The organism is Thiohalophilus sp., from assembly GCF_046483665.1.
GTDB lineage: Bacteria > Pseudomonadota > Gammaproteobacteria > UBA6429 > Thiohalophilaceae > Thiohalophilus.
The window spans coordinates 22,101-40,663 of sequence record NZ_JAWOCR010000012.1; the positions used below are offsets into that span (position 1 = coordinate 22,101).

Annotated in this window: 14 protein-coding genes; 1 reads left to right on the plus strand and 13 read right to left on the minus strand. The window is 56.8% G+C overall.

The window, feature by feature from the left end:
- Positions 1 to 10 precede the first annotated feature (10 nt).
- From folP to rlmE, 4 genes are all read right to left on the minus strand, one after another.
- A complete protein-coding gene (gene folP, locus R6U90_RS03035; protein WP_410351185.1) occupies positions 11 to 829 on the minus strand; it encodes a dihydropteroate synthase in 819 nt (272 codons plus the stop codon).
- Positions 830 to 973: 144 nt separating this feature from the next.
- Positions 974 to 3,394, minus strand: a complete 2,421-nt coding sequence (locus tag R6U90_RS03040; RefSeq protein WP_410351186.1) for a DUF748 domain-containing protein — start codon at positions 3,392 to 3,394, stop codon at positions 974 to 976.
- Positions 3,395 to 3,490: 96 nt separating this feature from the next.
- Positions 3,491 to 5,416, minus strand: coding sequence for an ATP-dependent zinc metalloprotease FtsH (gene ftsH / locus R6U90_RS03045; RefSeq protein WP_410351187.1), 1,926 nt, complete (start codon positions 5,414 to 5,416; stop codon positions 3,491 to 3,493).
- Positions 5,417 to 5,471: 55 nt separating this feature from the next.
- On the minus strand, positions 5,472 to 6,092 hold the full coding sequence (rlmE, locus tag R6U90_RS03050; protein ID WP_410351188.1) for a 23S rRNA (uridine(2552)-2'-O)-methyltransferase RlmE: 621 nt from the start codon (positions 6,090 to 6,092) through the stop codon (positions 5,472 to 5,474).
- Between the two features lie 91 nt (positions 6,093 to 6,183).
- Here rlmE and yhbY point away from each other — a divergent pair, with 91 nt between their 5' ends.
- A complete protein-coding gene (gene yhbY, locus R6U90_RS03055; RefSeq protein ID WP_410351189.1) occupies positions 6,184 to 6,477 on the plus strand; it encodes a ribosome assembly RNA-binding protein YhbY in 294 nt (97 codons plus the stop codon).
- On the opposite strand, the gene R6U90_RS03060 is transcribed toward yhbY, so the two are convergent.
- From R6U90_RS03060 to hrcA, 9 genes are all read right to left on the minus strand, one after another.
- Positions 6,462 to 6,920: a DUF4149 domain-containing protein gene (locus tag R6U90_RS03060; protein WP_410351190.1), complete on the minus strand. Its 459-nt coding sequence runs from the start codon at positions 6,918 to 6,920 to the stop codon at positions 6,462 to 6,464. The two genes, yhbY and R6U90_RS03060, sit on opposite strands and share 16 nt — an antisense overlap.
- A 212-nt stretch (positions 6,921 to 7,132) precedes the next feature.
- Positions 7,133 to 7,615 carry a transcription elongation factor GreA gene (gene greA, locus R6U90_RS03065; RefSeq protein WP_410351191.1) on the minus strand — a complete coding sequence of 161 codons (483 nt, stop codon included), beginning with the start codon at positions 7,613 to 7,615 and terminating at the stop codon, positions 7,133 to 7,135.
- Positions 7,612 to 10,833: a carbamoyl-phosphate synthase large subunit gene (gene carB, locus R6U90_RS03070; protein WP_410351192.1), complete on the minus strand. Its 3,222-nt coding sequence runs from the start codon at positions 10,831 to 10,833 to the stop codon at positions 7,612 to 7,614. Before carB ends, greA begins: the two co-directional genes overlap by 4 nt.
- A gap of 36 nt (positions 10,834 to 10,869) precedes the next feature.
- A complete protein-coding gene (gene carA / locus R6U90_RS03075; protein WP_410351193.1) occupies positions 10,870 to 12,018 on the minus strand; it encodes a glutamine-hydrolyzing carbamoyl-phosphate synthase small subunit in 1,149 nt (382 codons plus the stop codon).
- 277 nt (positions 12,019 to 12,295) lie between these two features.
- Complete coding sequence (gene dapB, locus R6U90_RS03080) at positions 12,296 to 13,108, minus strand: 4-hydroxy-tetrahydrodipicolinate reductase (protein ID WP_410351194.1); 813 nt, start codon at positions 13,106 to 13,108, stop codon at positions 12,296 to 12,298.
- A 222-nt stretch (positions 13,109 to 13,330) separates the two neighbouring features.
- Entirely contained in the window at positions 13,331 to 14,473 is a 1,143-nt protein-coding gene (dnaJ, locus tag R6U90_RS03085; RefSeq protein WP_410351195.1) for a molecular chaperone DnaJ, read from the minus strand.
- A gap of 320 nt (positions 14,474 to 14,793) precedes the next feature.
- Positions 14,794 to 16,731: a molecular chaperone DnaK gene (gene dnaK / locus R6U90_RS03090; RefSeq protein WP_410351196.1), complete on the minus strand. Its 1,938-nt coding sequence runs from the start codon at positions 16,729 to 16,731 to the stop codon at positions 14,794 to 14,796.
- Between the two features lie 79 nt (positions 16,732 to 16,810).
- Positions 16,811 to 17,422 (minus strand): nucleotide exchange factor GrpE, encoded by a 612-nt coding sequence (gene grpE / locus R6U90_RS03095; RefSeq protein ID WP_410351197.1) that lies wholly within the window; start codon positions 17,420 to 17,422, stop codon positions 16,811 to 16,813.
- Between the two features lie 74 nt (positions 17,423 to 17,496).
- Positions 17,497 to 18,534 carry a heat-inducible transcriptional repressor HrcA gene (gene hrcA / locus R6U90_RS03100; protein WP_410351198.1) on the minus strand — a complete coding sequence of 346 codons (1,038 nt, stop codon included), beginning with the start codon at positions 18,532 to 18,534 and terminating at the stop codon, positions 17,497 to 17,499.
- Positions 18,535 to 18,563 lie beyond the last annotated feature (29 nt).

Below are 18,563 nucleotides of genomic sequence, written 5' to 3' on the forward strand. Positions count from 1 at the left end.
CTGCCGATAGTCAGGCGTGCCGCACAGCCCGGCAAAGAGTCAGGGCATCGACGCTCTCGCGCACATCATGTACCCGCACAATGGCAGCCCCCAGCCAGCCGGCCAGGGTGGCCAGCGCCAGGCTGCCCGCCAGTCGTTCGTCCACCGGCCGCTCCCCCAGCAGTTTGCCAATCATCGATTTGCGCGACACTCCCACCAGCACGGGATACCCGGTCTTGACAAACCGCGGCAGATAGCGGAACAGGGCCAGATTATGTTGCACGGTTTTGCCAAAGCCGAAACCGGGATCGATAATCAATCGCGCCGGGGCAATTCCGGCGGCCTGGCAGAGCTCGATCCGTTGCTGTAAAAATGCCAGAACTTCTTCCACCACATCATCATAGTGCGGGTTGGCCTGCATAGTGCGCGGCTGTCCCTGCATGTGCATCAGACAGATCGGCACACCCAGCTGCGCCGCCATATCCAGGGCCCCCGGTTCCTGCAGAGCCCGTACATCGTTAATCAGGCTGGCGCCGGCAGCCACTGCGGCATGCATGACCGCCGGCTTACTGGTATCGACGGAGATCGGGATCGCGCTGTCGTGACGAATCGCCTCGATCACGGGAATCACCCGTGCCAGTTCCTCTTCTTCTGAGATGGCAGGCGCTCCTGGTCGGGTTGACTCACCCCCGATATCGATAATATCCGCCCCCTCCTGAATCATCTGACGGACACGCTCGACCGCCACCTGTGCCTGGTTAAAGCGCCCGCCATCAGAAAAAGAATCGGGGGTCATATTCAAAATCCCCATGACCCGGGGTCGGCGTTCAAAATTGATATCTGATGACATAGGGTGCTTTATTCCATACTCGATATTAACGGGAAAACTAACCGCCCTGTTCGAATTGCCGAACAGGGTAGCTTTAAGCGGTGCGTTCGTATCCTGAAATACACGGCCGCAGCGCCTGTCTGTATTGCATCTGCAATGCTTAATTTAAAGACGAATTTCCACCCGCGGCAGGCGGGTCGTGTCGGCACTATACTCGGGCGCGCAGACGATCAATCGCTTCGGGTCGATGCCTGACTGGTTCACCAGGTAATGCTTGACATTGTCGGCGCGTTGATTGGCCAGTTGCAATAACTGTTGAGCCTCGTCCTGACTCAGAGAATCCAGCGTCCACTTCGATTCAGGCTGGCTGGCCAGATCCATCTCTTGCTTTAACAAATCCGCCGGCGTTACATAGCCGCACAGTGTCAGATGAACTTCGGGCCGTTCTTTTAACATCTGTCCCAGTTCATCCAGGTAAGATTTCTGATCCTGTGAAATCGCCTGCTTGCCCGTATCAAAGGTAATATCATTAAACCGTAACTGGTTCAAAAAACCATACAGCTTTTGCGCCCCCTTGATTGCCAACCCGTATTGAGCAAGGCCGGCTATCGCCAGCCCGTAATCTGTATAATATTGACTCACCGCCGTGGCCAATACCCGTGTCACTACCTGCATATAGGCATCCCGGGTGTCGAATTGCGGATCGTTAATGTCCCCGCTGATCGGAATCTGCAATGAGATGCTCTTGTCCTCCTCTCGCAACAGGCCCAGGGCCGCGGTCAGGCGAGAACCGAGTAAACTGGTCAATTGACTTACCTGCTGTTGATCGACCTCTTGCAAATAAAACTGCTGCAATTCGACATTGGCTTCTCCATTGAGCTTACCGGCCATCGCCGTCAGCTTCACAACACCACTGATCTGGCCGCTTTTGATCCGATGCCCGAGATATTGCTCAAAATAGGCGTTTATCAGCCGCATATCGATGCCCTGCATTTGCATCTGCAGGTCGAAAAACAATTCATCGCGCAAGGGCTGAATATCACCTTGCAACTGTAACCTGCCATGTTGATCGACGCGGCTATCAAATTCCAGTGTCACTGCCTGTTCGGGCTGCTGCGAATCAAAATTTATCGCGGTTAAATCCGGGTCATGTAAAGAGAGAACAAACGGCGTCTCCAGGGTACGATCCACCACCTGAATCGTATGACTTTGTTCAAACACCAGTTGCCCGATACGCATGGGGAATATACTGTTTGCGGTTTGTTTCGGTATCACCGCCGCCGGGCTGCTCGGCGTCTCGGCACTTGGCAATGGCTGCAAATGTTCAATCACCTGCCACTGACCTGTCTGCTCGCGCACCAGATCCAGATTCGTGCCTTGCAACGTAATCGTATCGATTTCAAGTTGCTCCAGCTGACTCAATCCAGCCTTGTTCACCACCAGCCTATCAAAACCGGCAAATGCCGGTCCCTCCTCACGGGGCACAGTGAAGTTTGTTAACTGAATATTTTGCAGGTTAACCGATGACAAGCTGGCCAGTTGTACTGAATTAATCGCCAGGGTCTGCAGTGACCACAGAGTTTGTTGTTCGGAGCCGCGCAGCACAAGTTTGTTCGCACTCAGCTCCCCCTCCTTTTGCAAGTTCAGCTCCGACAAAGGCAGGCTGATGGTCGCCGTATCCAGAGAACTCTTTCCTTGCCAGTCCAGCTTCTGTATCTCCAGCCAGCTTTTTGCCGACAGGCCCGGTGGCCTGAGCCCAAGATTTTGAGTGCGGATATTACCAAGCTCAACATGTTGCAATCCGGTAAAACGTATCTGGTCGAGGCTCAGTTCATCAAACTGGCCAAGGGTGCTGCCCTGTCTGTCTGAAAGCGCAAATTCATCCAGGCGGATATTCTGCAGGGTAATCGACGCCAGACTCGCCAGTTGTGTGCTGTTGATCTCCAGTTGTTTCAGGGTAAGCAGAGCGGGTTGCCCGGTTTCGGTTAACGCCAGATCCTGTAGCGACAGATTGCCTTTGACCTGCAAGGGCAGTTGGGCCAGCGACGTCGTCATGGTCGATGTCAGCCGCGCTTCGCCTTGCCAGGCCAGATGTTCGACATCCAGGCACATCGGGGTTGACTCACGCGTTTGACAAATCCGGCTGTCACGCAGAGTTACTTCACCCACCCCCGGCAGCCAGGCGCCGGGCTTGAAGGATTCAAAGGGCGATTCGCTGGCCTCGTCTGCCGGCGCGGTTTTGCCGAACGCCACTTCCAGGCCTTCAAAGGTGATACTGACAAAGACCGGTTCCCGCTCGAACAATGCCGACCAGCTCCAGGAGAATACGGCCTTGTCAAAAGCCAGTTGTTGATCGGACCTGTCTGCCCGAAATGATTTGCTGGTCATGCGGCCCGACCACAGATTGAGTTCAATACTATCCAGTGTGGTTTGATAGCCCTGCTGTTCAAGCGTAGAGACAACTGCCCAGCGACCCAGCAGTGGCAACAGGACAACCAGCACTGCCAGTAACACAATCAGAGCCAGCGGCAACCAGAGAAAGCGCCGCAATCGATGCTGCCGTTTTGTCCGGGTCCCAGACATCATCTACTCATGTAAGCAAAGATTGTACAGATTTGCCACACAGAAACGAAAAACGCCCCGTCGAAACGGGGCGTCGTTTCCGTATGTCAGCAAAGATGATCAGTGTTCACCCGCCGGTCCACCAATCTTGCCTTCGCCCTTATCATCCCGGGCAGACTTCTTACCCTCGTCGGGCGAAGGCGAATGGGGTGGCTCCTTATCATCCCAGTCCGCCGGCGGCGGCGGTTCATTACCGGACATGATCGCATCGATTTGCCGCTTGTCGATCGTTTCGTATTTGATCAGCGCCTGAGCCATCATGTGCAACTTCTCCATATTCTCATCGAGAATCGTCTTGGCACGATCATAGTTGTGGTCGATAATCGCCCGAATTTCCTCATCAATAATATGCGCGGTTTCATCGGACAGGTTCTTGTGCTGGGTCACGGAGTGACCGAGGAATACCTCGCCTTCGTCTTCGCCGTAGGTCATCGGACCGAGTCGCTCGGACAGCCCCCACTTGGTCACCATATTACGGGCGATCTCGGTGGTACGCTGAATATCATTGGAGGCACCGGTAGTGACGTTTTCGTGGCCGAAAATCAGCTCCTCGGCCAGGCGTCCTCCGAACAGCGAAGCGATCTGGCTCTGCAACCGTTCCTTGGTGTAACTGTAGCGATCCTCTTCGGGCAGGAACATGGTCACGCCCAGCGCCCGGCCACGAGGAATAATGCTAACCTTGTACACCGGATCATGCGACGGCACACTCAGACCCACGATGGCATGACCGGCCTCGTGATAGGCAGTGAGCTTTTTCTCTTCCTCGTTCATCACCATGGACTTGCGCTCGGCGCCCATCATGATCTTGTCCTTGGCCTTCTCGAACTCTTCCATACTGACCAGACGCTTGTTGCCACGGGCTGCAAACAGGGCAGCCTCATTGACCAGGTTGGCCAGATCGGCCCCGGAGAAACCGGGTGTCCCGCGGGCAATCACCATGGGCTCGACATCATCCCCCACCGGCACCTTGCGCATATGGACCTTGAGAATCTGTTCGCGGCCGCGCATGTCGGGCAGCGGCACGACGACCTGGCGGTCAAAACGACCGGGACGTAGCAAAGCCGGATCCAGGACGTCGGGACGGTTGGTCGCAGCGATGACAATCACGCCCTCGTTACCTTCAAAGCCGTCCATCTCCACCAGCAACTGGTTGAGGGTCTGCTCGCGTTCATCATGACCACCGCCCAGACCGGCACCGCGATGCCGACCGACCGCGTCTATTTCGTCGATGAAGATAATGCACGGGGCCTGCTTCTTGGCCTGCTCGAACATGTCACGCACCCGTGATGCACCAACGCCGACAAACATTTCCACGAAGTCGGAACCGGAAATCGTAAAGAAGGGCACCTTGGCTTCGCCGGCGATCGCCTTGGCCAGCAGGGTTTTACCGGTACCGGGTGGGCCGACCATCAGGACACCGCGCGGGATCATTCCACCTAGCTTCTGGAACTTACCGGGATCGCGCAGGAATTCGACTAGCTCCTGCACTTCATCCTTGGCTTCGTCACAACCGGCCACGTCATTGAAGCGGATATTAACCTGATCTTCACCCAGCATGCGGGCCTTGCTCTTGCCGAACGACATAGCGCCGCGACCACCGCCGCCACCTTGCATCTGGCGCATGAAGAAAATCCACAGGCCGATGATCAACAGGAACGGGAACCAGGAGATAAAGATCTGGGTCCAGATGGATTGTTCCGGCGGCTTGGCCTTGATGGTCACATTGTGCTTCATCAGGTCGCCGATCATGGCGGTGTTGTCGGTTTCAGGACTGAAAGTCTTGAAGTTCTCACCACCTTGAGTGCGACCGGTAATGTTTCGCCCCTGGATAGTGACTTCCATCACCTGCCCGCTTTTCACATCCTGCATGAATTGTGAATAGGGCTTTTCAGTCGCCGGAGTGGTCGTGCTCAGGTTCTGGAACACCGACATGAGGATGATCGCCACGATCACCCACAACAAAATATTCTTGGTCAAGTCGTTCAATGGTCTACCTCATGGCCTGCCATTACAGGCGTTTGCTATCGTGCAAAATACACTACTACACATTGTAACCCCTCGCCAGCAGATAAATCTCGGGAGAACGGGCCCGTGAAGCCTTCGGTTTTCGGACAATCAATTTCGCGAAATGTTGCCGGATTTCGCGTTTAAATTCATCCAGACCTTCGCCGGTAAACGCCTTGATCAGCATATCCCCGCCCGGCTTGAGGACTTTTTGCGCCAGCTCCAGGCTCAACTCGGCCAGATACATGGCACGCGGCTGATCGACCGCCTTCATACCACTCATATTGGGGGCCATATCCGACATTACAAGGTCTACTGGCCTCCCGTCGAGCACCGCCAGCAGCTGCTCGTAGACCGGTTCCTCGCGAAAATCTCCCTCGATGAATTCGACCCCGACAATCGCATCCATGGGCAGCAGATCCAGCGCGATCACCCGTCCCTTGCTCCCCACCTGGCGTGCGGCATATTCCGACCACCCCCCCGGGGCCGCCCCCAGGTCGACGACGGTCATGCCAGATTTGAGCAATTTGTCCCGCTCATCGATTTCGATCAGTTTGTAGATGGCACGACTGCGCCAGCCCTCCTGCCGGGCTTTTTTGACATATTGATCATCAAAATGCTCATTGAGCCATTTTTTGCTGGTTTTGGATCGGGCCATCAGAATTCCAGTCGTCAGTTAGCCGTTGGCAGTCGTCAGCAGGGATATGACTTGATACAATTCAGGGTCTTCGTTATCCGGATTCCACTTCATGTCCCTGACCAGCAGCCAGAAAAAATTCCTGCGCCAGCGCGCCCATCATCTCAAACCCGTCGTCATTATCGGTCAACACGGGCTGGGGGAAAACGTGCTGGGCGAAATCGACAACGCGCTGGCCCATCACGAACTGATCAAGGTGCGGGTCAATGCGTCGGATCGCGAGGAGCGCCAGCAGCTCATCGATGCCATCCTCCAGCAGAGCCAGGCCGAACAGGTACAGCTGATCGGCCATGTCGCGGTCTTCTACCGTCCGGCTGACGAACCCAAAATTCAGCTGCCACGCTGATCATCCGGCTCCAGTCCGAAGATCACCAGCACCAGTCCCGCCAGGCTGTTAAACAAAAACAGACTTGAGGAGATGCCGTGCAACATGCCAAAGCGCTGTTGCGCCGCGCTGCCCTCTTCCAGTCCCGCCGCCTTGAGCTCGGCCATCATCGGCTGCAAGACAAACTCGCCGATCACAATCACCAGCAACATTGCCAGCAACAATCCACGGCGCCATTCGCGCCAGCCCTTCGGCGTCGGCTTGCGGGTCTGGATCAACAGTAACAATGCCGCGCACACCAGACCCACATAACTCATGGCACTGAACAGCTTGCCCGCCAGCATCCCGGCCAGCGCCCGATCCTCCAGCGTGGCGAACAACATCGGCGCCACCAGATAACCGGCAATCCACATCCCCCCGACCCACAGGGTCAGGGCAATGCGTTCAGGAATCGCGTAGTTCATCGACATCATCCTGTAGAGAGTTCACTGGGAAATAACGCGGAGTTCGCGGAGGCGCAAAGACGCAGAGAAAACAAAACCATTTTGAGTTTTTAAATGTTGAGTGCTGTATTCAATACCAAATCTAATTCAAAATTTAAAATTCAACATTAAAAATTATTTCTCTCCGCGCCTCTGCGCCTCCGCGTCCTCTGCGTTTATTCTCAGTGCCCCGGCTAAATGTACTTGACCGACACGATTTCGTAGTCGCGATCGCCGCCCGGTGCCTGAACGGTGACTTCGTCGCCTTCGAGCTTGCCGATCAGGGCGCGGGCGATGGGGGAGGTGATGGAGATCAGGTTCTGTTTGATATCCGCCTCCTGTTCACCGACGATCTGGTAGGTTACTTCCTTGTCCCCTTCGATGTCGTACAGCTCTACGCTAGCGCCGAACACGACCTTGCCGTCGGCGTTTTTGCCCACCGCCTGGACGTCGATGATTTCGGAATTAGACAGGGCCGCTTCGATTTCCTTGATCCGGCCTTCGATAAAGCTCTGCTGTTCGCGCGCGGCATGGTACTCCGCGTTCTCCTTCAGATCGCCGTGTTCGCGCGCGGTAGCAATCGCCTCGATCACCTTCGGGCGCTGGACGCTTTTAAGATCCTTGAGCTCGGTGCGCAATTTATCGGCGCCCGCGGCGGTCATCGGTTGACGACTCATGCATTCATCTCCTGATGCAGATCCTGCAAACAATGTACCTTGATGTTGTGCAAATTGTGTAGCGCCTCACAGGTTGCTCGTGCGCCGGCCACGGTCGTGGTATAGCCCACCTTGTGGTTCAACGCCTGGCGCCGGATTTCGTAGGAATCTGCAATCGCCTGCTTGCCTTCGGTGGTATTCACGATAAAGTTGATTTCATCGTTCTTGATCATATCGACGATATCCGGGCGACCCTCATTGACCTTGTTAACCCGCTGATGGGGAACCCCGGCTTCACTCAATACATCTGATGTGCCGCTGGTCGCTACCAGATTGAAACCGAGCTCGACCAGATCCCGCGCCACATCAACCACCGCGCTCTTGTCCACATCGCGAACACTGACAAAGGCGGTGCCGGCAGCAGGCAGAGCCACACCGGCGCCCAGCTGGGCACGGCCGAAGGCTTCACCGAAACTGCGCCCCACCCCCATTACCTCGCCGGTGGACTTCATCTCAGGACCCAGCAGGGGATCCACACCCGGGAATTTGATAAACGGGAACACCGCTTCCTTGACTGAATAATAGGGCGGAATCCGCTCGGTGGTCATGCCCTGCTCCGCCAGGGTCTTGCCGGCCATGCAGCGTGCAGCGATCTTGGCCAGCGGCAGTCCCACCGTTTTGGAAACAAACGGGACCGTGCGCGAGGCGCGCGGATTGACCTCGATGACAAAAATATTGTCTCCCTGTACGGCGAGCTGGGCGTTCATCAGACCGATGACCTTCAACTCGATGGCCATGGCCTTGACCTGTTCGCGAATCCGATCCTGAACCTCCGCACTCAAACTGTACGGCGGCAGGGAACAGGCCGAGTCACCGGAGTGAACGCCGGCCTGCTCGATATGCTGCATGATGCCGCCGATCACCACGGTCTCGCCGTCGCACACCGCATCCACATCCACTTCGATAGCATCGTCCAGGAAACGGTCCAGCAGTACCGGGGCATCGGGGTAGACCTCGACCGCCGTGCGCATATAGCGATCCAGATCCTCGGGCTGGTAAACGATTTCCATGGCCCGCCCACCAAGTACATAGGAAGGTCGAACCACCAGCGGGTATCCGATCTCCTCCGCCAGTTTCATGGCCTCCTCTTCGCTGCGCGCCGTGCGGTTAGGCGGCTGCTGCAGATTGAGCTTGTCGATCATCGCCTGAAAGCGTTCCCGATCCTCGGCCAGATCGATGGAGTCGGGCGAAGTACCGATGATCGGTGCTCCGGCCTGCTCCAGATCCCGGGCCAGCTTGAGCGGTGTCTGTCCGCCATACTGCACGATAATGCCGGTCGGCTTTTCAACTTCAATCAGCGCCAGCACGTCTTCCAGTGTCAACGGCTCAAAATAGAGACGATCCGAGGTGTCATAGTCTGTGGACACGGTTTCGGGATTGCAGTTGACCATGATGGTCTCGTAACCGTCCTCGCGCATGGCCAGCGCGGCATGCACGCAACAGTAATCGAACTCGATGCCCTGACCGATGCGGTTGGGTCCGCCCCCGAGCACCATGATCTTTTTGCGATCGGAGACATCGGCCTCGCACTCTTCCTCGTAGGTGGAATACATATAGGCAGTATTGGTCGCAAATTCAGCGGCACAGGTATCGACCCGTTTGTAGACCGGGCGAACCTCCAGCTCGTAGCGATGCTGGCGCAGCACCTTCTCGCTGACCCCGACCAGCCTGGCCAGGCGGGTGTCGGCAAAACCCTTGCGTTTGAGTTCGCGCATGCGCCCGGCGTTGAGTGCCTTCATACCGCCCTCACGGACCTGCGCTTCGAGTTGAATGAGTTCTTCGATCTGGACCAGGAACCACGGGTCGATCGCCGTCATCTCGTGCACGTCTTCCACGCTGAAGCCCGCCCGGAAAGCATCGCCAACATACCAGATGCGTTCGGGTCCGGTATTTTTCAGCTCGGCACGAATCTTCTCCAGCGCGTCCTGATCGTTGAGATCAACCATTTCATTGAAGCCGTCCGCGCCGGTCTCCAGACCACGCAGCGCTTTTTGCAGCGATTCCTGCTGGGTACGGCCTATAGCCATCACCTCGCCCACCGATTTCATCTGGGTGGTGAGCCGGGCCTCGGCCTGGGGGAATTTCTCGAAGGTAAACCGTGGAATCTTGGTCACCACGTAGTCGATGCTCGGTTCGAATGAGGCGGGTGTCGCGCCGCCGGTAATTTCGTTCTGCAGCTCGTCCAGGGTATAACCCACCGCCAGCTTCGCGGCCACCTTGGCAATCGGAAAGCCGGTGGCCTTGGAGGCCAGCGCCGAGGAGCGTGATACCCGGGGATTCATTTCGATGATGATCATGCGACCGTCGTCGGGGTTGATGGCAAACTGCACATTGGAACCACCGGTATCCACCCCGATCTCGCGCAGCACCGCCAGCGAGGCGTCGCGCATGATCTGGTATTCCTTGTCGGTCAGGGTCTGGGCCGGGGCCACGGTGATCGAGTCACCGGTATGCACCCCCATCGGATCGAGGTTCTCGATGGAGCAGATAATGATGCAGTTGTCCTTGTGGTCCCGCACCACCTCCATTTCGTATTCCTTCCAGCCCAGCGCCGACTCCTCGATCAACAGTTCGTTGGTCGGCGACAATTCCAGGCCGCGCTCGCAGATCTCGACGAATTCTTCCTTGTTATAGGCAATGCCGCCGCCGCTGCCGCCCATAGTAAACGACGGACGAATAATGGCCGGGAAACCGATCTTCTTCTGCACCTCGTTGGCCTCGTCCATGCTGTAGGCCACTTCCGAATGGGGCAGCTCGAGTCCGATCTTGCGCATTGCCTTGCGGAAACGATCCCGGTCCTCGGCCTTGTCGATGGCATCCATGGAGGCCCCGATCAGTTCCACGCCGTATTCCTTCAATACCCCTTCGCGATCCAGATCCAGGGCACAGTTCAGGGCGGTCTGGCCGCCCATGGTCGGTAACAGGGCGTCGGGACGTTCGCTGGCGATAATGTTGCGCACGGTGGTCCACTCCACCGGTTCGATATAGATTCGGTCCGCCATCTCCGGATCGGTCATGATCGTGGCCGGATTGGAATTGACCAGAATGACGCGGTACCCCTCTTCCTTCAGCGCCTTGCAGGCCTGTGCGCCGGAGTAGTCAAACTCGCAGGCCTGACCGATAACAATCGGCCCGGCGCCGACGATGAGAATGCTTTTGATGTCGGTACGTTTTGGCATAAGAATCAGCTTCTAGGTCCCAGGACCCAGTCCTGGTTACTTGTTGAGTCGTTGTTCGATAAGTTCGACGAACTTATCAAATAATGGCGAAAGATCATGCGGCCCCGGGCTGGCTTCAGGGTGCCCCTGAAAACTGAACGCCGGGCAGTCGCTACGGGCCACCCCCTGTAGCGTGCCGTCGAACAGCGAACGGTGGGTTGCCACAACGTTATCCGGCAGGGATTGTTCATCGATGGCAAAGCCATGGTTCTGGCTGGTGATCATCACCTGTTTGCTTTGCAGATCCTGAACCGGATGGTTGGCGCCATGGTGACCAAATTTCATTTTGACGCTTTTAGCACCGCTGGCCAGTCCCAGCAGCTGATGGCCGAGACAGATACCGAACAGCGGAATGCCCTTGTCGAGAATCTGCCGGATCGCCTCGATGGCGTAATCGCAGGGCTCGGGATCGCCCGGTCCGTTGGAAAGAAAAACCCCGTCCGGGTCCATGGCCAGGACCTCTTCGGCCGGCGTTGTCGCTGGCACCACCGTCACCCGGCAGCCGCGACTGACCAGCAGGCGCAGGATGTTGCGCTTGACGCCGTAATCATAGGCCACCACCCGATAGGGAAGCGCCTCTTCAACCATGGCGGGAACATTGGGATACCCTTCACCGGGGTTCCACACTCCTTCCAGCCAGTCATAAGCCGTGCCGGTGCTGACCACTTTGGCCAGGTCCATGCCCTTGATTCCGGGAAATTCACGCGCGGCGTCCAGCGCCTGTTGCTCGTCAATGCTGTTGCCGGCCATGATACAGCCGTTCTGGGCCCCTTTTTCACGCAGGATACGGGTCAGCTTGCGGGTATCGATATTGGCAATACCAACCACGTTATTGCGTTGCAGATAATTGTCCAGGGTTTCCTGGCTGCGCCAGTTACTGGCGATCAGCGGCAGGTCGCGAATGATCAGGCCTTCGGCGAAGACGGCACGGGATTCTTCGTCCTCGTGATTGGCGCCAACGTTGCCAATGTGCGGATAGGTCAGGGTAACAAGTTGTTTGGCATAGGAGGGGTCGGTAAGAATTTCCTGGTAACCGGTCATGGCGGTATTGAACACCACCTCACCCACGGTCTGACCGTCAATACCTATAGACTCACCGTGAAAAATGGTACCGTCTTCCAACGCCAGCAGTGCCGGTTTTTTCAAGAGTCCTCCCTTGCGCGTGGCGCCTGCAAAAAGCGGGAGATACCAATCTGGAGTCTCCCGCTATGCAAAATTTCGATTCAATTTGTCGTTCTGACCTTCAAATCAGATCGTTTCTATTCTAACCAACTGGTCTGATAACCACAAGTAACGAGGGACGAGGGACGAGGGACGAGGAATAAAAACGGCAACACAACTACCTGATTTTAAAAAGAGAATTTAACTCCCAGGGTAGCACGGTCCGCCCGGGGTACCACGCATCGGGGGGATTGTTGCCTCGTCACTGCATGTGACGCAGACCCAGCACATCCTGCATGTCGAACAGGCCCTTGTCCTGTTGCCTGATCCAGTTGGCGGCACGCACCGCCCCGTTGGCAAAGGTCATGCGACTGGATGCCTTGTGCGTGATCTCGACCCGTTCGCCCAGCCCGGCAAACATCACGGTATGCTCGCCGACAATATCGCCGGCCCGAATCGTCTCAAAACCGATAATCTGGCGATCCCGTTCGCCGGTATCGCCTTCGCGGCCAAACACGGCGCATTCCATCAGATCTCGGCCCAGGGCATCAGCCACCACTTCGCCCATGCGCAGAGCCGTGCCGGAGGGCGCGTCCACCTTGTGGCGATGATGAGCCTCGATAATTTCAACATCTACCTCGTTGCCCAGAACCCGGGCGGCGATATCCAGTAACTTGAAAGAGAGATTGACCCCGACACTCATGTTAGGGGCGAATACGATCCCGACATTCTCGGCGACATGGGCGATCTGTTTTTTCTGCTCGTCAGTAAAACCGGTCGTGCCGATCACCATACGCTTGCCGGCAGCACGACAGATTTCCAGGTGCAACATGGTCGCCTCCGGACGGGTAAAATCGATCAGGACATCAAATTGATCCACCACCCGGGTCAGGCTGTCATCCACCTTGATACCCAGTTTGCCCAGGTTGGCCAGCTCACCGGCATCCACGCCAATCATACTGCTGCCAGGCCGTTCCACCACCGCGCCAATCTCGGCCTGTGGATCCTGATGCGTGGCTTCGAGCAGCACCCGACCCATACGGCCGGAGGCCCCTACAATTGCAACCCTGGTCATGAGAAATTCCCCTTGATCATTATTACTTGCCGTCTGGCGTGGCGCACATGCCCTTGCATCCCTGTCGGCAGCAATGACAGCTTTCTCTCGCGAAGAGGCAAAGCACGCCATAGAACCATGAACCTGTGTCAGGTTGAATTGAACGGTATTTCAGTTCAATTTGCCAGCGACGCTGTCACGCCTCATGTCCCGCAAGTTTAATCGTGTTTTTCGAGATCCTTTTCAGAACTTCATGTCTTCAAAGAACTTTTTCACGCCATCCAGCCAGGAAGCCGCGCGTGGGCTGTGCTTGATACCATCTTCCTGCATGGCCTCATCAAGCTGCTGCAACAGCTCTTTTTGCTTGTTGGTGAGATTGACCGGGGTTTCCACCGAAATCTGGCACAGCAGATCACCGACCCCGTCACCGCGCACGGACTTGACTCCCTTGCCGCGCATCCGGAACTGTTTGCCGCTCTGGCTTTCCGGCGGAACTTTGAGTTTGACCCGACCATCCAGGGTCGGGACCTCCAGTTCACCGCCCAGTGCCGCCACGCCGATGCTGACCGGAACATCACAGTGGAGATCGTTGCCGTCACGTTGGAAAATGGGATGGGGTTTGACGTGAATATGCACATAGAGATCGCCCGGCGGGCCGCCATTCTCGCCAGCTTCGCCCTCTCCGGCCAGGCGGATGCGATCGCCGTTGTCCACGCCGGCGGGAACCTTGACCGACAGGGTCCGGGTTTTTTCGACCCGGCCCTGACCATGGCAGGCGCCACAGGGGTCGGTGATAATCTGGCCGCTGCCCTGACAGCGCGGACAGGTCTGTTGCAACGAGAAAAACCCCTGTTGCATGCGCACCTGGCCGTGACCGCCACAGGTAGTACAGGTACTCGGTGAACTGCCTTTCTTCGCCCCGCTGCCGTCACACTCTTCACAGGTAACGTGCGTGGGAATACGAATACTGGCCGAATAGCCCTTGACCGCCTCTTCCAGGCTCAGTTCCAGGTTATAGCGCAGATCGGCGCCTCGATAGACACGCTGTCCGCCCCGACCGCCGCCGCCGCCAAAAATATCTCCGAAAACATCACCAAAAATGTCGCTGAAGCTGGCCCCACCGAAGCCGCCGCCAAACCCGGCTCCGCCACCGGCAGCGCCATCCAGGCCGGCATGGCCGAACTGATCATAAGCCGCCCGTTTTTGCGGATCGCTCAAGACATCATAGGCCTCACGGACCTCCTTGAACTTTTCCAGGGCCTCTTCATCATCCGGGTTGCGATCCGGATGATATTTCATCGCCATGCGCTTGAAGGCTTTTTTGATCTCGTCATCGCTGGCGTTTTTGGAAACTCCCAGCGCGTCGTAGTAATCCTGTTTGGCCATAATCGTTTTTGCTTTGTCGTGAATAAATATCGTTCGCGTACACAGGACATCCAAACCGAAAGTCGTTCATCCTGAAAATTGCACGCTGATGAATGGCAAGTTATCGCCGTATCATGCAGGGTCACCACCGAAGACACCGAAATCGCTGAACTCACCGGGAACCACAGGGTCAGCTAACTGTTTGGCGTTATTCTACACAGTGTCTCGCAGAGTTTTCAGCGGTTATATGCCGCTCTGTTAACCCCGAAACTTAAACAGCAATTGGCTGGATACAGTTACCTGCATCCAGCCAGTGTAGTGACAGCCGGGAAAGTGGCGACTTATTTCTTGTTGTCGTCCACTTCCTCGAACTCGGCATCGACCACGTCTTCGTTGGCCTGGCCGCTTCCGGCTTCGGAGGCCGCCTCCGCGCCGGCCTGAGCACCGGCACCGGCCGCACCCTGCTCGGCGTAGAGCCGTTCGGCCATCTTGGCGGACGCGTCGGTCAGCGCCTTGGTCTTGGCTTCGATCTCGTCCTTGCTGTCGCCGTTCATGGCTTCTTCCAGTTCCTTGATGGCCGTCTCGATATTTTCTTTCTCGCCAGCTTCCAGCTTGTCACCCAACTCCTCCATGGATTTGCGGGTCGCATGGATCAGGTTATCGGCCTGGTTACGGGCATCGACCATTTCGTGGAACTTCTGGTCGTCGGCCGCATGGGCTTCGGCGTCCTTGACCATCTGTTCGACTTCATCCTCGGAAAGACCGCTGGAGGCCTTGATTACGATCTTGTTCTCCTTGCCGGTCGCCTTGTCCTTGGCCGAGACATTCAGGATACCGTTGGCGTCGATGTCCAGTGTGACCTCGATCTGCGGTACACCGCGCGGTGCCGGCGGAATATCCTGCAGATCGAACCGGCCCAGCGACTTGTTGGCGTCAGCGCGTTCGCGCTCGCCCTGCAGGACGTGGACGGTCACCGCATTCTGGTTATCATCGGCGGTCGAGAACACCTGGGTCGCCTTGGTCGGGATGGTGGTGTTCTTCTCGATCAGCTTGGTCATGACACCGCCGAGGGTTTCGATACCCAGCGACAGCGGGGTCACATCGAGCAACAGTACGTCCTTGACGTCACCGCCCAGGACACCGGCCTGAATCGCCGCGCCCAGGGCCACAGCTTCGTCCGGATTCACGTCCTTGCGTGGTTCCTTGCCGAAGAATTCCTTGACCGCTTCCTGAACCTTGGGCATACGGGTCTGACCACCGACCAGAATGACATCATCCACGTCGGAAGCCGACAGACCGGCATCCTTGAGCGCCGTCTTGCACGGCTCCATGGAGCGGGTAATCAATTCCTCGACCAGTGATTCGAGCTTGGCGCGGGTGATCTTGACGTTCATGTGTTTCGGGCCACTGGCATCGGCCGTGATATACGGCAGATTGACGTCAGTCTGCTGCGAGGAAGACAGCTCGATCTTGGCTTTTTCCGCACCTTCCTTGAGGCGCTGCATGGCCAGCGGATCGCCCTTGAGGTCGATGCCCTGTTCCTTCTTGAACTGCTCGGCCAGATAGTCGATCAGGCGTTTGTCGAAGTCCTCACCACCGAGGAAGGTATCACCGTTGGTGGACAGTACCTCGATCTGGTGCTCGCCATCGATGTCGGCGATTTCGATAATGGAAATATCGAAGGTACCGCCACCGAGGTCATAGACGGCCAGTTTCTGGTCGCCGCGCTTCTTGTCCATGCCGTAAGCCAGCGCCGCTGCGGTCGGCTCATTAATGATCCGCTTGACATCCAGCCCGGCGATCTTGCCGGCGTCCTTGGTAGCCTGACGCTGGGAGTCGTTGAAATAGGCCGGCACGGTAATCACCGCCTCGGTGACTTCTTCACCGAGGTAGTCCTCGGCCGATTTTTTCATCTTCTGCAAGACTTTGGCGGAGATTTCCGGCGGAGCCATTTTCTTGCCGTTGACTTCCACCCAGGCGTCGCCGTTGTCGGCCTTCATGATGTTGTAGGGGACCATGTCGATGTCCTTCTGGACTTCATCATCCCCGAATTTGCGACCAATCAGTCGCTTGATGGCAAACAGTGTATTTTCCGGATTGGTGACGGCCTGACGCTTGGCAGACTGGCCCACCAGGATTTCATCGTCCTTGGTGTACGCCACGATCGAGGGCGTAGTGCGGTCACCTTCGCTGTTTTCAATCACCTTGGCCTTGCCGCTTTCCATGATAGCGACACAGGAGTTGGTTGTACCAAGGTCGATTCCGATTATTTTACCCATTGTTCAGTTCTCCACATTTTGCGAGTTTCGGGTCCTAAAATCTGATATTGCTTTCTAAATGGGGACATCCACGCCAACTTCAAGCCTGCTTGTCGACCTTTGTACCCTTGTCATCCGCCTCGGGAGCCCGGGAGACAATCACCATGGCCGGACGGATCAAACGATCATTGAGCAGATAGCCCTTTTGCATCACATTGATTACTGTATTGGGGGCCTTATCCGGGGTTTCAACCATCGACATCGCCTGATGGCGTTCCGGATCGAAGGGTTCGTCCTGCGGATCGATGGGCTGGATATTGAACTTGTCCATGGCGCCTTCGAGCATACGCAGGGTCAGCTCGGTTCCTTCCTTGATTTTCTCGACGCTGGCTTCTTCCTGTTCGGCGGCGGCCACGCCCATTTCCAGGCTGTCACGCACCGCCAGCAGTTCCTGGGCAAAGCGCTCCAGCGCGAATTTGTGGGCATTTTCCAGCTCCCGTTCGTTGCGCCGGCGCAGGTTGTCCATCTCGGCGTTGGCCCGCAGCAGCTTGTCCCAGTGTTCCTGGGCGCGGTTTTCCGCCTCGGTCAGTTTGGTCTGCAATTCCTCGACACTGTCGGCCTCCAGGGGAGTGCTGGAACCTCCCTCATTCTGGGCCTCGCTCTTGCCGGGGTTGTCCTGGGATTGTTCATCGGTCACATCTGTGTCACTCATGCTCTACTCCGAAGCGTTGCGATTACCTGAAAGTGGTTCAATCTGTTGAGAATTATGAGGGAATATGGGGATGATTATTCCGAGGTCAAGAGTGAGCCCAGCAATTTGGCGGTCACATCCACCACCGGTATTACCCGGTCATAAGCCATGCGGGTCGGGCCGATAACTCCCAGCACGCCCACCACCTGGTCCTGCACCCGATAGGGCGATGTCACCACCGAGCATTCGCCGAAGGCATCGTAGCCCGATTCCTCGCCAATGAAAATCTGCATCCCCTCGGCATGGATGGACTTGTCGAGAATATGCAGGATGTCCTGCTTGGTCTTGAGCGCCTCGAACAGCTGACGCAGGCGCTCCATATCGGCCATCTCGGTGTAGCTCATCAGATTGGTCTCGCCGTGGACCACGTAGTCGGCGGTCTGGCTGGTCTGGACCACCTCGTCGGCCAGTTGTACCGCCAGTTGCATGATCTGCTTCATGTCGTCGCGGATTTCTTCCATGTGCTGGAGCACCCGCGCGCGAATCGAGTCCAGCTCACGACCGGCGAATTCGCTGTTGAGATAATTGGCCGCCTGTTGCAACTCCGACTGGGTATAGGCCCGGTCGGTGTGAATAACCCGGTTTTGCACCTGCTGATCGTTGATCACCAGAATTACCAGCACCCGGTCCCCGGACAGGGGGAGGAATTCAATATGTTTTAACTGTACCGACCCGGCGCGCGGCAACATCACCAACCCCGCCATACGGGTCATACTGGAGAGCAGATTGGAGGCACGATCGATCAGCTCTTCGGGATCATCCAGGCGATGCAGCTCATCGCGAAAACGTTCAACAACGTTGCCGCGCAAGGGGCGTACGGTAAGCAGATTATCGACAAACAGACGGTATCCGCGTACTGTGGGAACCCGACCCGCGGAAGTGTGGGGTGCCTTGACCAGCCCCAGATCTTCCAGATCGGCCATGACATTGCGCACGGTTGCCGGACTGAGTTTCATGCCCGACTCACGCGACAGAGCCCGGGAACCGACCGGCTGGCCGTCCTGGATATAACGTTCGATCAGCGTTTTTAACAGCGACTGGGCGCGATCATTTATAATCGGATCGTAGCTCACGGCACATCCCGGTCTGGTCAAATGGAGGT

What these genes read in the sequence shown, in the direction of transcription:
- folP (WP_410351185.1), bottom strand. Translation starts at nt 829, where the DNA reads ATGTCATCAGATATCAATTTTGAACGCCGACCCCGGGTCATGGGGATT.
- R6U90_RS03040 (WP_410351186.1), bottom strand. Translation starts at nt 3,394, where the DNA reads ATGATGTCTGGGACCCGGACAAAACGGCAGCATCGATTGCGGCGCTTT.
- rlmE (WP_410351188.1), bottom strand. Translation starts at nt 6,092, where the DNA reads ATGGCCCGATCCAAAACCAGCAAAAAATGGCTCAATGAGCATTTTGAT.
- yhbY (WP_410351189.1), top strand. Translation starts at nt 6,184, where the DNA reads ATGTCCCTGACCAGCAGCCAGAAAAAATTCCTGCGCCAGCGCGCCCAT.
- R6U90_RS03060 (WP_410351190.1), bottom strand. Translation starts at nt 6,920, where the DNA reads ATGAACTACGCGATTCCTGAACGCATTGCCCTGACCCTGTGGGTCGGG.
- greA (WP_410351191.1), bottom strand. Translation starts at nt 7,615, where the DNA reads ATGAGTCGTCAACCGATGACCGCCGCGGGCGCCGATAAATTGCGCACC.
- carB (WP_410351192.1), bottom strand. Translation starts at nt 10,833, where the DNA reads ATGCCAAAACGTACCGACATCAAAAGCATTCTCATCGTCGGCGCCGGG.
- dapB (WP_410351194.1), bottom strand. Translation starts at nt 13,108, where the DNA reads ATGACCAGGGTTGCAATTGTAGGGGCCTCCGGCCGTATGGGTCGGGTG.
- dnaJ (WP_410351195.1), bottom strand. Translation starts at nt 14,473, where the DNA reads ATGGCCAAACAGGATTACTACGACGCGCTGGGAGTTTCCAAAAACGCC.
- dnaK (WP_410351196.1), bottom strand. Translation starts at nt 16,731, where the DNA reads ATGGGTAAAATAATCGGAATCGACCTTGGTACAACCAACTCCTGTGTC.
- grpE (WP_410351197.1), bottom strand. Translation starts at nt 17,422, where the DNA reads ATGAGTGACACAGATGTGACCGATGAACAATCCCAGGACAACCCCGGC.